The sequence below is a fragment of the Staphylococcus sp. AtHG25 genome, assembly GCF_003217445.1.
Taxonomy (GTDB): domain Bacteria; phylum Bacillota; class Bacilli; order Staphylococcales; family Staphylococcaceae; genus Staphylococcus; species Staphylococcus haemolyticus.
In genome coordinates this window covers 1-13,914 of record NZ_QJSN01000005.1, presented here as the reverse complement: position 1 = coordinate 13,914, position 13,914 = coordinate 1, and the positions used below count along the sequence as shown (strand labels likewise).

12 protein-coding genes and 1 pseudogene are annotated in these 13,914 nt (G+C 32.4%); 3 read left to right on the top strand and 10 right to left on the bottom strand.

The genetic code is table 11. The annotated features are described in order from the left end of the window. Window positions 1-267 precede the first annotated feature (267 nt). From BDW31_RS05335 to BDW31_RS05300, 8 genes are all read right to left on the bottom strand, one after another. Window positions 268-582, bottom strand: a complete 315-nt coding sequence (locus BDW31_RS05335; protein ID WP_011275602.1) for a DUF1292 domain-containing protein — start codon at window positions 580-582, stop codon at window positions 268-270. Between the two features lie 14 nt (window positions 583-596). Further along, window positions 597-1,025 (bottom strand): Holliday junction resolvase RuvX, encoded by a 429-nt coding sequence (ruvX, locus tag BDW31_RS05330; protein WP_053024534.1) that lies wholly within the window; start codon window positions 1,023-1,025, stop codon window positions 597-599. A gap of 3 nt (window positions 1,026-1,028) precedes the next feature. Next, the gene (locus BDW31_RS05325) at window positions 1,029-1,289 is read right to left on the bottom strand and encodes an IreB family regulatory phosphoprotein (RefSeq protein WP_011275600.1); all 261 of its coding nucleotides are present in this window, start codon (window positions 1,287-1,289) and stop codon (window positions 1,029-1,031) included. Window positions 1,290-1,355: 66 nt separating this feature from the next. Further along, window positions 1,356-3,986 (bottom strand): alanine--tRNA ligase, encoded by a 2,631-nt coding sequence (gene alaS / locus BDW31_RS05320; protein WP_037550728.1) that lies wholly within the window; start codon window positions 3,984-3,986, stop codon window positions 1,356-1,358. Window positions 3,987-4,285: 299 nt separating this feature from the next. Next, window positions 4,286-6,727, bottom strand: a complete 2,442-nt coding sequence (recD2, locus tag BDW31_RS05315; protein WP_110709301.1) for an SF1B family DNA helicase RecD2 — start codon at window positions 6,725-6,727, stop codon at window positions 4,286-4,288. Between the two features lies 1 nt (window position 6,728). Beyond that, window positions 6,729-7,400 (bottom strand): tetratricopeptide repeat protein, encoded by a 672-nt coding sequence (locus BDW31_RS05310; RefSeq protein WP_180529054.1) that lies wholly within the window; start codon window positions 7,398-7,400, stop codon window positions 6,729-6,731. 197 nt (window positions 7,401-7,597) lie between these two features. Then, the gene (mnmA, locus tag BDW31_RS05305) at window positions 7,598-8,710 is read right to left on the bottom strand and encodes a tRNA 2-thiouridine(34) synthase MnmA (RefSeq protein WP_110709299.1); all 1,113 of its coding nucleotides are present in this window, start codon (window positions 8,708-8,710) and stop codon (window positions 7,598-7,600) included. Between the two features lie 2 nt (window positions 8,711-8,712). Beyond that, complete coding sequence (locus BDW31_RS05300) at window positions 8,713-9,852, bottom strand: cysteine desulfurase family protein (RefSeq protein ID WP_037550733.1); 1,140 nt, start codon at window positions 9,850-9,852, stop codon at window positions 8,713-8,715. A 280-nt stretch (window positions 9,853-10,132) separates the two neighbouring features. Between BDW31_RS05300 and BDW31_RS05295 the strand changes: the two genes are divergently transcribed. After that, a complete protein-coding gene (locus BDW31_RS05295; RefSeq protein WP_080287546.1) occupies window positions 10,133-11,146 on the top strand; it encodes an LLM class flavin-dependent oxidoreductase in 1,014 nt (337 codons plus the stop codon). 220 nt (window positions 11,147-11,366) lie between these two features. Here the strand turns inward: BDW31_RS05295 and BDW31_RS05290 are convergent, their stop codons facing one another. Further along, window positions 11,367-11,501 (bottom strand): SAS049 family protein, encoded by a 135-nt coding sequence (locus BDW31_RS05290; RefSeq protein ID WP_110709297.1) that lies wholly within the window; start codon window positions 11,499-11,501, stop codon window positions 11,367-11,369. A gap of 140 nt (window positions 11,502-11,641) precedes the next feature. Continuing rightward, the gene (gene cymR / locus BDW31_RS05285; RefSeq protein WP_033080142.1) at window positions 11,642-12,064 is read right to left on the bottom strand and encodes a cysteine metabolism transcriptional regulator CymR; all 423 of its coding nucleotides are present in this window, start codon (window positions 12,062-12,064) and stop codon (window positions 11,642-11,644) included. Window positions 12,065-12,149: 85 nt separating this feature from the next. On the opposite strand from cymR, the gene BDW31_RS05280 reads away from it, so the two are divergent. Both BDW31_RS05280 and BDW31_RS05275 read left to right on the top strand, forming a co-directional pair. Then, window positions 12,150-13,418 (top strand): replication-associated recombination protein A, encoded by a 1,269-nt coding sequence (locus BDW31_RS05280; protein ID WP_037550736.1) that lies wholly within the window; start codon window positions 12,150-12,152, stop codon window positions 13,416-13,418. A gap of 173 nt (window positions 13,419-13,591) precedes the next feature. Then, window positions 13,592-13,914: pseudogene (locus BDW31_RS05275) on the top strand (transposase family protein); the annotation flags it as partial.

Below are 13,914 nucleotides of genomic sequence, written 5' to 3'. Positions count from 1 at the left end.
TGATTTAAATATTTATTAAAACTCATTGTCTACCTATAAGAATTTAACTTTAAATATTTTATCATATATTTGTTTGTAATTTAAGATGTAATATGTAAAAAACCACGATTTTATCAATCAAAAAAGGAGCAGAATAGAACTCGAATTGAATTCATTATCCCACTCCTTATATAAAATTACTGTTCTGAATTATAAATTAAATCACATATTGACAGTTCAGTCAGCTAATTTAAATTTGTTTTAGTATTAAATATTAAATCTAGGAAACTATTCTTCCATGTTTGTGTTAACTACTTCTTCAATCATGTCCCATTCTTCATCAGTCTCGATAGGTACTAATTTACCACCATCGCCTGATTCATCAGGTTCATTAATCATTGGAATCAATTCAATCATGTCATCATCGTCAGATTGAGCACCTTCCTCAGCTAAAATAACATATTCTTTTTTAAATTCTGGATGGTAAAATTCCAACATTTTACGATATAAAACTTCATTACCATTTTCATCGAATAAAGTTAATAACTCTTCTTCATTACTAATATCTAATTCTACATCGTGGTTATGATTATGTTCAGTCATTATTTATTACTCCTTTATTGAATTGAATCTAAATAGCCTTGCAATATAAATACTGCTGCCATTTTATCAATTACTTTTTTTCTTTTTTGTCTAGATACATCTGCTTCAAGTAATGAACGCTCTGCTGCCATAGTACTTAATCGTTCATCCCACATAATTATCTCTATATTAGGTAAGCTTTCTTTGAGTAACTCCTTGTATCTTAACGAAGCTTCTCCACGAAAGCCAATAGAATTATTCATATTCTTAGGTAAACCAATTATTACAGAACCAACGTTATGTTCTTTAATAATGGTCACTAATTGATCTATACCAAAATCTTCTAGTTCCTCGTTAATTCTTAGAGTGTCCAATCCTTGGGCAGTCCAACCCATTAAATCGCTTATAGCTACGCCAACTGTTTTACTACCTACATCCAAACCCAAAATTTTGTGCGTTAACATATACTATTTCTTGTTCTCTTTTAAATAATTTGAAACGAGTTCTTCCATGATAACGTCACGATCAATGTGGCGAATTTGATTTCGAGCATCATTTTGACGAGGTATATATGCAGGATCACCTGAAAGTAAATATCCTACAATTTGATTTACAGCATTGTAACCACGCTCTTCTAAAGTTCGGTGTACGTTGTTTAACACTGTTTCAACATTATCTTTCGGAATTTCTTCATAGTCAAACTTCATTGTTTTATCAATATTATCCATAGATGCGACACTCCTCTAAAACGAATTATCTTACATACACCAATTTTACACTAGTTGATTACAAAGTTATAGTTTTTTAATGTAATCTTTAATAAAGCGTAATGCTTCTGAGATATTTTCTGGTTGCGTACCGCCACCTTGAGCCATATCTGGACGACCGCCACCTTTACCACCAACTAATGGTGCCATATTCTTAATGATATCTCCAGCTTTAATTTTATCTGTTTGTTCTTTTGGTACAGTTGCTATTAGTGATACCTTTTCACCTAAATCACTTGCTAAGATTATAATAGCATCTTGTTGTTTAGATTTGAAATCATCCATAGTTTGTCTAATTTCTTTAGCATTAGAAACTTCAACTTCTGTAGCTAGTACTTTAAAGCCATTAATTTCTTCAATTTGATCCTCTATATTACCCATTTTTAGTGAAGTGATTTCCTTATTTCGTTGTTCTAATTGTTTATGAAGGTTCTTTTCTTCTTCTTGTAGCTGGACAATTTTATCAAATACTTGATTATCAGATTTGACTTTAACTTGATCTTTAATAGAATTAAATTTATTTTGAATATCCTCTAGATGTAAGAACGCTGATTTACCAGTAAATGCTTCAATACGTCTAACGCCTGCACCTGTACCTGATTCACTTATAATCTTGAAAAGCCCAATTTCTGCAGTATTATCAACATGTATACCACCACATAGCTCAATTGAGAACGGTGCCATATTAACAACGCGCACAATATCTCCGTATTTTTCACCGAATAACGCCATAGCACCCATTTGTTTTGCTTCATTAATAGGCATCTCTTGTATATTAACTGAAATACCTCTCCAAATTTCCTCATTTACACGTCTTTCAACTTTATCAATTTCGTCTTGAGTCATCGGACCAAAATGTGAGAAATCGAAACGCAAACGCTCACTTTCAACTAACGAACCTGCTTGATTTACATGTTCACCTAATACTTCTTTTAATGCAGCGTGAAGTAAATGAGTGGCACTATGATTTTTTTGGATGTCTTTTCTTTCATCCCTATTAACACTTGCATCTACATCACTATTAACTGTAACTTGACCAAATTGGATGACACCTTGATGTAAGTTTTGACCATTAGGTGCTTTAGTTACTTCAGTTACTTCAATCTCAAAGTTCTCATTACCTACTGTTCCTTTATCAGCTACTTGCCCACCACTAACTGCATAAAATGGAGTTTCTTTTAAAATGAAATATACAGTTTCTCCTGGTTCAGCAGATTCAACTTTCTCTCCATCATAAATTAAATCAGTTAACGTAGTCTGATAATCTGTAGTTTCATATCCGACAAATTTGCTTTCAGTAGTAATATTTTTAAGAACTTCACTTTGGATTTGCATTGATTGTGAACTTTGTCGAGCTTCTCTAGCTCGTGTACGTTGTTGATCCATTTCTTTTTCAAACGTTGCCATATCCACAGAGATGTTTTCTTGACTAGCTAATTCTTCTGTCAATTCAATTGGAAATCCATAAGTGTCGTATAATTTGAACGCATCTGAACCGTTAATTTCATTATTAGATGATTTAGCTTTAGCTAATAAATTATTCAAAATTGCTAAACCTTCTTGAAGTGTCTCATGGAAACGCTCTTCTTCTGATTTAATAACACGCTTAATAAAATCAGCTTTCTCTTTAACATTTGGATAATATGGCTCCATTATCTCTGCAACGATATCAACTAACTTATACATAAATGGTTCATTAATGTCGAGAGTTTGACTAAATCTGACTGCTCTACGTAGAAGTCGACGTAAAACGTAACCTCTTCCCTCATTCGCAGGTAAAGCGCCATCAGCAATTGCAAATGCAATTGTACGAATATGGTCCGCTATTACCTTAAAGGCAATATCATGCTCGTTGTTTACTAAATATTTTTTGCCAGCTACATTTTCTACTTCATTAATGATTGGCATAAATAAGTCTGTTTCATAATTTGTTCTTACGTTTTGAGAAACAGAGGCCATTCGTTCAAGCCCCATACCCGTATCAATATTTTTATTTGGTAATGGTGTATAAGTGTTGTCTTTATTATGGTTAAATTCACTAAATACTAAGTTCCAAACTTCTAGATATCTTTCATTTTCCCCACCTGGATACATCTCTTCTGATGGATCATCTTGGCCATATGCATCTCCACGATCATAGAAAATTTCAGTGTTAGGACCAGATGGACCCTCACCGATATCCCAGAAATTACCTTCTATTCTAATAATTCGACTTTCTTCTAATCCAATTTCATCATTCCAAATACGATAAGCTTCAGTATCTTCAGGATGAATAGTTACATATAATTTTTCAGGTTCCATGCCCATCCATTTTTCACTAGTTAAAAATTCCCACGCAAAGTGGATTGCTTCTTTTTTGAAATAATCACCAATTGAAAAGTTACCAAGCATTTCGAAAAATGTATGATGTCGTGCAGTAAATCCTACATTTTCAATATCATTTGTTCTAATTGCTTTTTGAGAATTGACTATTCTAGGCTTTCTTGGTGTTTCTCTACCATCGAAATATTTCTTTAAAGTTGCTACACCTGAATTTATCCATAATAATGTATCGTCATCAATTGGAACTAAGGGGGCTGAAGGTTCAACCATATGACCTTTTTCGACGAAGAAATCAATATATTTTTGACGAATTTCACTAGCCTTTAAATTTTTCATTTCCGACACTCCTATATCAACATATTTTATCTAAAAAACACAAAAAACGTTCATCCTCAAAAAAGGGACGAACGTTTTCGCGGTACCACCCTAGTTATAAACAATCTATCTTTAAGCTACAAAAATTATCGCTTGATAGAAAACATTTATCACTCAATTAAAATATAAAAATGACATGAAGTAGCGTTCAACAATATACATTGCACTTTTCACCAACCAGTACATCTCTATATAAGTTATAATTGCCTACTCATCTTCATGCGAACTTAAGATTATTTTAAGTATTTTCAAACTAAATGTCAACGCTCAGCAAAATCATAAGGAGAAACATCACCCATATTAATCATTGGATTGATTTGATATATAGTAGATTCACATAAAATGATTTGATCATCTTTTGTATCTACGTCGTAAATTGTATCCATTGCCTCTTCATCTTTATTCACAGAAGTATTTGAAATTGTTACATCACTTTCTTTTTGGTCTATATCAAAATATGACAAGATTAGCTCTTGCAATTGTGTATGTCGTAATTGTCCTTGCGTATTTAATCCAATTTCAAATGCGGTTGAATCTCCAAGTAATACTAATGATTGTTTAGCACGTGTAAGTCCTGTATAAAGTATTGGTCGCTGTAACATTCTAAAATACTGCTTAACGATAGGCATAATTACAATTGGAAATTCAGACCCTTGTGATTTATGAATAGATGTGCAATAAGCATGCGTTAATTCTAATAAATCTTGACGAGTGAAAGTAATCTCGTTACCTTCGAAATCAACAACCATAACATCTTTATTTAAAACATTTTCTTTAGCCCAAAATATACCAACGATTATTCCTATGTCACCATTGAAGATATTATCATTAGGACGATTAACTAACTGAAGAACCTTGTCACCTTTACGAAACTTTATATCACCAAATTCAATTTCTCGTGTATCTTGTGCCTTGGGATTTAAAATATCTTGTAATACTTGATTTAATCTTTTAATACCTGCGTTACCTTTATACATAGGCGCCAAGACTTGAATATCACTCATATCATAACCTTTATTAACTGCACTTGAAACTACTTTTTCAACTACTGTAGGAATTTGATCGACATTACAACTTATAAAACTCCTATCATGATAACGCTTTGTAATATCTATTGGCTCACCATGTTTCATACGATGCGCTAAATCGATGATACTTGAACCATCTTGTTGACGATAAACTTCAGTTAGATTAACTCGCGGTATTGCCTTCGAATCAATAAGATCCTTAAAGATTTGACCTGGTCCAACTGAGGGTAATTGATCTTCATCACCGACTAAAATAATTTGTGCATCTAGTGGAACTGCACTTAAAAATTGGTGAAACAACCATGTATCTACCATAGACATTTCGTCAATAATTATGAGCTTTGCTTTAATTTCATTATCTAGAATGTCTTCTGGTTGTGTTTCTTGATTCCATCCAATTAGACGATGAATTGTCATTGCTTCTAACCCTGTAGATTCTTGCAATCTTTTAGATGCTCTACCTGTCGGAGCTGCCAGGACAATAGGATAGTCATCTTCTTGATAGTCTGAATAATTAAGAGAAAGACCATGTACCTCTGCATAAAGCTCAACGATTCCTTTGATTACTGTTGTTTTACCTGTACCAGGGCCACCGGTTAAAAGCATAATTTTAGAATTAATTGCAGTTTGTAAGGCCTCTTTTTGAGATGATGCATAAAGCACATTATTACTAGTCTCTATATCCCCTATATGTATCTGTAAATCAGATTGTTCTATTTCTTTTAGCTTATGTTTGTATGTTTTAATTCGATATAAATTTTGAACACTTTTGAGTTCGGAATAATAAAGACTAGGAATGGCGACTCGCTCATTATTTACAATAATTTTTTGTTCCTCATGTAATAATTCGAGAATATTTTCAAGCTGTTTTGAATCGATGCTATCACTGGAATGAGCATCCATTAGCATGTCTAATGTCACTTCAATTGCATAATCTAGTGATAAATAGGTGTGACCTTGTTTTATACATTCTTCTTCTAACGTATACAATAATCCTGCTTTCAATCGTTCTGGATCATTAAAACTAATGCCATTATTTCTAGCTAAAGTATCAGCTTTATTAAAACCAATTCCTTTAATATCATAAACGAGTTGATAAGGGTTATTTTCGAGCACGTTTAAAGTCTCGGCTTGGTAAAATTGATATATCGCCATTGATAATTTAGGTCCGAAGCCTAAATCATGTAATCGAATCATAATTTTTTCGGACTCTTGATTGGCGTTAATTTGATCAGCAATCTGATTTTGTTTCTTTTTCGGTAAATTTGAAACCTTCTCTAAAACTGATGCGTCTGCCATAATATCATTTATCGCATTTTCACCAAGTGTATTTACAATATTTTGAGCAGTTTTTTTACCTATACCTTTGAATAAGTCACTTGATAAATATGTAATTATAGCATCCTTAGTTTGAGGGACCTCTTTTTCAAAAGTGTCGGCTTTCAATTGCTTGCCATAACGTGGGTGCTCTACCACTTGTCCTTTAAAAGTGTATACATCTCCTTCCACAATATTTGGAAAGAACCCTACAACTGTTGGTAAATTACCAAATGATTCAGTAGTCTCAATTGTATCCACTTTAATGACTGTATAGAAATTATTATTATTTTGAAATAAAATAGCATCTACAGTACCTTTAATCATTGAATAATCAAATAGTGTAGGGTCAGACATATTACTCCTCCTCATTCTTTATAGCTTCAAACGTTTTCTTAGCATGATGACTTAACAAATGATTTGGATCTATAGATATTGCCTTGTCAAAATAAGACATAGCTAAATCAAGATCTTCAGTATCCATGTAAGTGGCTAAACCAATATTATATAAAGCATCGACATGCTTTGAATCTATAGATAAAACAATTTTTAATTGATTTATAGCCTGGTTAAACATTTCTAAATGACATAGTGCCAAACCATATTGAAATTGAACTTCTGCATCTTGATTATTATCTAATTCTGCTGCAGTCATAAAGTAAGGTAAAGATTCTTTTGGTGCATCTAATTGGTTAAATGACATACCAATCATGTAATTAGTATCTATTTTATCCATATTGTATTTAGATGCCAATTGATATAGTTTAATAGCATCACGGTATTTACCTTGATCGTAATACAGATTGGCTAAATTGTAATACACTGCACCATTTTTATCATCTATCGTAATTGCACGTTGAAAGAAACGCTCAGCCTTTTCAATTTCATTAATATCAGCTAATACTATTCCTGCATTGATATAATTTTCAATGGTATTTGGTTTTTCTTCTATGTTTTGAAATAAAGCTTTTAAAGCATCTTCAAGTTGACCATTTTTAATCCACTCATAAATCGTATCTTGTTTCGTTATCATTATTCCACCCAATCCTAAAATTATCTTACGAGAAACGCTTTATTTTATAAAATAAAGATGTAGTAGTATTTGAGAGCAAGACATAAACAATATTTTTCGAAAAAATATTTCCAGTCAATTACTGCCAATATACATTTGTAGCCTGAGGCATTGAATTATGTCCCAGGCTTTTAACAACTCCATCTTTTGTTTAATTAAACAACATAACTTAACTGACCTGATGTTTTAAATACATCATCGATAGTTGCTCCACCTAGACAAACTTCTTCATCATAAAATACAACAGCTTGTCCCGGTGTGATAGCACGTACTGGTTCATCAAATGTAACGCGTAAAGCATTTTGACTTTCACGTTGAACAAACACCTTAGTATCTTTTTGACGATATCTAAATTTAGCAGTACATTCAAATCCGTTGTCCAAATCAACTGGATTTACGAAAGAAAAATCGGAAGCTATTAAATAATCACTATAGAGTGCATCATGATGGAAACCCTGTTCAACGTATAAAATATTGTCTTCTAAATTTTTACCTACAACGAACCATGGATCACCGTCTCCACCGATACCAAGTCCATGTCTTTGACCAATAGTGTAATACATTAATCCACTATGCATTCCCATTTTTTCGCCATTCAACGTACGCATTTCTCCAGCTTGAGCTGGTAAATATTGTGATAAGAATGTTTTGAAATTACGTTCTCCAATAAAACAGATGCCTGTAGAGTCTTTCTTTTTAGCTGTTGCTAAATCTTGCTCTTCTGCTATTTTACGAACTTCTTTTTTATCAATATTTCCAATTGGAAACATAACTTTAGACAATTGTTGTTGAGATAGTTGATTTAAGAAATAAGTTTGATCTTTATTATTATCTACACCTCGTAACATTTCTACATGGCTATCATCATGACGACGTATTCTTGCGTAATGTCCTGTTGCTACGTAATCTGCGCCCAATTTAAGTGCATGCTCTAGAAAAGCTTTAAACTTAATTTCTTTGTTACACATTACATCTGGATTAGGTGTACGACCTTTTTTATATTCATCTAAGAAATAAGTAAAGACTTTATCCCAATATTCTTGTTCGAAATTAACGGCATAATATGGAATACCAATTTGATTACATACTGCGATAACGTCATTATAGTCTTCTGTTGCAGTACAAACACCATTCTCATCAGTGTCATCCCAGTTTTTCATGAATATTCCAATAACATCATACCCTTGCTCTTTAAGCACATGAGCTGTGACTGAACTGTCAACACCGCCAGACATACCTACAACTACACGTATATCTTTATTAGACACATTTATTCCTCCTTAAATTTATGATATATTTTGTGAATTTCAGCTACGATATATTTTATTTCTTGATCAGTTGTTAATTCATTAAAGCTAAATCTTACTGAGTGTTTAGCACGTTCTTCATCTTCATACATTGCTGCTAAAACATGAGAAGGTGTTGTTGAACCAGCTGTACATGCTGAACCTGAAGATACATAAATGTTAGCTAGATCTAAAAGTGTTAGCATAGTTTCCACGTCTATGAATGGGAAATATAAATTTAGAATATGTCCTGTTGTATCAACCATAGAACCATTTACCTCAAAAGGAATCGCACGTTCTTGTAGGCTAACTAAGAATAATTCTTTTAATTGCATTAAATGTAAATTATTATTATCTCTATTCTTATGTGCTAATTCTAGTGCTTTTGTTAAACCAACAATTTGTGCTAAATTTTCTGTTCCTGCACGTCGTTTGGTTTCTTGTTCTCCTCCTAGTTGAGTGTACTCTATTGGGGTTTTATCTCTAACTAATAAGACACCTACACCTTTTGGACCGCCGAATTTATGTGCTGTCAAACTTAAAGTATCCATTTTAAAATCTTCAAAATTAACATCTAAATGTCCGATTGCTTGAACTGCATCTACATGCAATAATGCGTTTGACTCGCTAACAATATCTTCTATATCATACATAGGTTCAACAGTTCCAACTTCATTATTAACAAACATTATCGAAACTAAAATAGTGTCATTCGTTAATGCTTCTTTAAGTTGATCTAAATCTATTGCACCTGTATCATCTACATCTAAATAAGTGACATCATATCCTTCTTTTTCCAATTGTTCAAACACGTGTAAGACAGAATGATGTTCAATTTTAGTTGTAATAATGTGATTTCCAAGATGTTCATTTGCGTAAACTAATCCTTTAATGGCTGTATTATTTGATTCAGTCGCGCCACTTGTAAAAATGACTTCGCTAGGCTTAGCATTCAATAATTTAGCAACTGTTCTTCTTGATTCATCTAGAAAACGACGTGCATCTCTTCCTATAGAATGAATAGACGATGGATTACCAAAATGTGATTTATAAATTGTCATCATCTCTTCAATTACTTCCGGTTTGACAGGTGTAGTTGCAGCATAATCTGCATATACTTCCATTTTTAAGTACACTCCTCACAATATTATCAATGTTCCTATAATAGCACCTGAATAGAATTTTTTCTATATAGTTGTTTATAAACATAAATTTTTCCATTATTTAATATTTTAACACTCAATCACTTTAAAAATTAACCCCACATTAACTTATAAATATTTTTAAATGTACTATTAATTAAAGTATCAATATTTTTCACTAACATTATCGATTATGAGCATTTCAATATAAATTAAACTACATATCTTGTTAAACTAAACCATATTAATTTTATATGAGGAGATGAAAACTGTGGGTAATCTAAAGGTATCTGCATTAAATTTAGTTCCAATAAGAGAAGGTCAGAGTGATAAAGAAGCAATTGAGGATATGATTAGTTTAGCTCAAAAGTTAGATTCACTTAATTATGAAAGATACTGGATTGCAGAACACCATAACGCACCAAATTTAGTAAGTTCAGCAACTTCTCTATTGATTCAACATACACTTGAACATACGAAACGTATTAAAGTTGGTTCTGGAGGGATTATGTTACCAAACCATGCTCCTCTAATAGTTGCGGAGCAATTTGGAACAATGGAAACACTTTTCCCAAACAGAGTTAATCTAGGTTTAGGTAGAGCCCCAGGGACTGATATGATGACAGCTAGCGCATTGAGACGTGACCAGCATAATGGCGTCTATGAGTTTCCTGAAGAAGTTGAACAATTACAAACTTATTTTGGACCTGGAAATAAACAAGCTTATGTAAGAGCTTATCCCGCTGTAGGTAAAAATGTACCTTTATATATTCTTGGATCATCTACTGATTCAGCTCATTTAGCTGCACGTAAGGGATTACCTTATGTCTTTGCAGGACATTTTGCACCTCAGCAAATGAAAGAGGCAATTCAAATATATAAAGAACTATTTGAACCTTCTGACGTATTAGACAAGCCTTATATGATTGTATGCTTGAATGCGATAGTAGCTGAAAGTGATGAAGAAGCTGAATACTTGGCAAGCACATTAGCTCAAGTATTTATTGGTATTGCTCGTGGTAGAATGCAACCATTACAACCACCTACAAATGACTTACAAGCTCTTCTAACACCTAGAGAATTTGAAATGGCTAAACAAAGATTTAATGATTCGCTAATAGGTTCAGAGGAAACAGTTAAAGAGAAGTTGGAAGCATTCATAGAAGAATATGGTGAAATTGAAGAACTCATGGGAATCAGCTATATTTATGATCAAGAAAAGCAATTTGAATCATTCACTCGTTTACAGAATATTATTGAAAAATTGAATCAATAATCAATATTAAAATTTAATATTGATGGATAGCGAGAGAATTAATGCATAATTTGGAGTGGGATATTATTTAATCTCACTCCTTTTATTTGCTAATAAACATATAGGTTTTAATGCTAAAACAACATTAACTTTAATAAAAATGTTTTGAATTACTTAAATTGTAAATACTTCTTTTGATATAAAAAAGCGATAACATTTAATGTTATCGCTTGAAAACTAATTATTTATCATCTTTTTTGTCATCGTTGTTTTTGTCAGTATATTCATTGATTTTGTCTTTAACTTTATCAACTTGTTCGTTATCGCTATTATTAAATTTTTCTGCTGCGTCTTTCGCTTTATCCATGAATCCCATAATGAAATTCTCCTTTCAAATTTAAGAATATTTTTATCGATCAAGTATCATGTTAATTCTGAGATACAAAATAAAGAATGTACCTTACTGTTGTAATTATTATTTACCACACACAATTGTATATAAACATATTTTTAAAATTAAATATAAAACATGTAACCATCAAGTTTATCATCAGTTTCTACATAGTCTGCTAGATATTTTAAAGTAGTATTATCTAATACTTCTCTAACAGCATCTCTCATTCTTAACCATAACTGTTTTTGTGCAGGTGGTTCTGATTCAATACTTTCGACTATCGTAATAGGACCTTCTAGTAAACGAATTATATCGCCTGCTTTAATTTCGTCAGCTGGTACTCTAAGTTGATAACCACCTTTGGCACCACGAACACTTCGAATTAAACCAGCATTTCTTAAAGGGCCAACTAATTGTTCGAGATATAAATCACTCAAACTGTTTTCTTCAGCAATTGACTTTAAAGATACGCATCCTTGCCCTTCTCTTTTAGCAAGAGAAATCATTAAAGTTAAGCCGTATCTCCCTTTCGTTGATATTTTCATAACATTACCTCACTTAATTCGAATAATATATAATACCATTCTAGCATTTTTTCAGTTAAGATAGTATTAGAAAGGTGTGAAAATAGTGACTACAGAACCTTTAGCTTCAAGAATGAGACCTACTAACATTGACGAAATCATTTCGCAGCAACATTTAGTAGGACCTAGAGGCATTATTAGACGAATGGTTGAAACCAAAAGATTATCATCAATGATATTTTATGGGCCACCAGGCATTGGTAAAACAAGCATTGCGAAAGCAATTTCTGGTAGCACTGATTATAAATTTAGACAATTAAATGCAGTTACAAATTCAAAAAAAGATATGCAAATGGTAGTCGAAGAAGCCAAAATGTCTGGTCAAGTCATTCTTTTATTAGATGAAATTCACCGGTTAGATAAAGCTAAACAAGATTTCTTATTACCACATTTAGAAAATGGTAAAATCGTCCTAATTGGTGCAACAACCTCAAATCCATATCATGCAATCAATCCAGCTATTCGCTCTAGAGCTCAAATATTCGAACTGTACTCATTAGATCATGATGATGTGCGACTCGCAATTAATAGAGCATTAAATGATTCTCAACGTGGCTTAGCTAATTATCATCCCAAAGTAGATGAAGATGCATTAGAATACTTTGCTACGCAAAGTCAAGGAGATGTTAGAAGTGCTTTAAATGCTCTTGAATTGGCTGTTTTAAGTGCTTCAGTTGAAAATGAAATTAGACATATTACTCTTCAAGATGCTAAAGATTGTTTGCAAAAAGGTGCTTTCGTAAGCGATAAAGATGGAGATATGCACTACGATGTTATGAGTGCTTTTCAAAAATCAATAAGAGGTAGTGATGTAAACGCTGCATTACACTATTTAGCAAGATTAATTGAAGCTGGCGATTTACCAACTATTGTAAGACGCTTATTAGTCATTAGTTATGAAGATGTGGGGTTGGCTTCACCTAATGCGGGACAACGTACGCTTGCAGCCATTCAATCGGCAGAGCGACTGGGGTTTCCTGAAGCGAGAATTCCTCTTAGTCAAGCTGTAATTGAGCTTTCCTTATCACCTAAATCCAACTCAGCGATCACTGCTATTGACAGTGCACTTAGTGACATACGTAAAGGTAATATTGGCCAAATTCCTGACCATTTACGAGATGGACATTATGCTGGGGCTAAAGATTTAGGTCGTGCCATAGGTTATAAGTACCCTCATAACTATGAAAATGGATACGTCATTCAACAATACTTGCCAGATAAACTCAAAAATAAAATTTATTATGAGCCTAAAACAACATCAAAAAGTGAACAACAATTTAAAACTATTTATGATAATTTAAGAAACAAAAACTAAAAAAGATTATGAAACAATTAGCCATTATAAATGACTTTTAAATGGCTCTATAATAAATTGGACTGATGACTAAAAATCATCAGTCCAATTTTTATGTTTGAATACAAAAATGGCGCAATTACCTCTATAATTATTAGCTACCAAACAAAATAAAAAAGAAGGGTAATGCGCCTATGTGTAAGTCTATATTAAATACATTAAGAATTAAAGCTAAAAATCTAAATTTTTCAGATGAAGTGATTGAGAAAAAAACAAAGGACGAATGAGCTTGTTTTACTATGCCGAGCTCACTTATCAACCTACACATTGTGAAAATTGTTCAACTAAAAATGAAAATTTCTCTATAGTAAAAAATGGTAAGAAAACCTCAACGATTACTTTACTTAAAATTATGGAAATTCCCGCTTATTTAGAACTTCAAAAACAAAGATTTTATTGTAAATCATGTGACAGTCATTTTACTGCTAAATCTAATATTGTCGACGCTCATTGTTTT

What these genes read in the sequence shown, in the direction of transcription:
- BDW31_RS05300 (WP_037550733.1), bottom strand. Translation starts at nt 9,852, where the DNA reads ATGGAAGTATATGCAGATTATGCTGCAACTACACCTGTCAAACCGGAA.
- cymR (WP_033080142.1), bottom strand. Translation starts at nt 12,064, where the DNA reads ATGAAAATATCAACGAAAGGGAGATACGGCTTAACTTTAATGATTTCT.
- BDW31_RS05335 (WP_011275602.1), bottom strand. Translation starts at nt 582, where the DNA reads ATGACTGAACATAATCATAACCACGATGTAGAATTAGATATTAGTAAT.
- recD2 (WP_110709301.1), bottom strand. Translation starts at nt 6,727, where the DNA reads ATGTCTGACCCTACACTATTTGATTATTCAATGATTAAAGGTACTGTA.
- BDW31_RS05295 (WP_080287546.1), top strand. Translation starts at nt 10,133, where the DNA reads ATGAAAACTGTGGGTAATCTAAAGGTATCTGCATTAAATTTAGTTCCA.
- ruvX (WP_053024534.1), bottom strand. Translation starts at nt 1,025, where the DNA reads ATGTTAACGCACAAAATTTTGGGTTTGGATGTAGGTAGTAAAACAGTT.
- BDW31_RS05325 (WP_011275600.1), bottom strand. Translation starts at nt 1,289, where the DNA reads ATGGATAATATTGATAAAACAATGAAGTTTGACTATGAAGAAATTCCG.
- alaS (WP_037550728.1), bottom strand. Translation starts at nt 3,986, where the DNA reads ATGAAAAATTTAAAGGCTAGTGAAATTCGTCAAAAATATATTGATTTC.
- BDW31_RS05290 (WP_110709297.1), bottom strand. Translation starts at nt 11,501, where the DNA reads ATGGGATTCATGGATAAAGCGAAAGACGCAGCAGAAAAATTTAATAAT.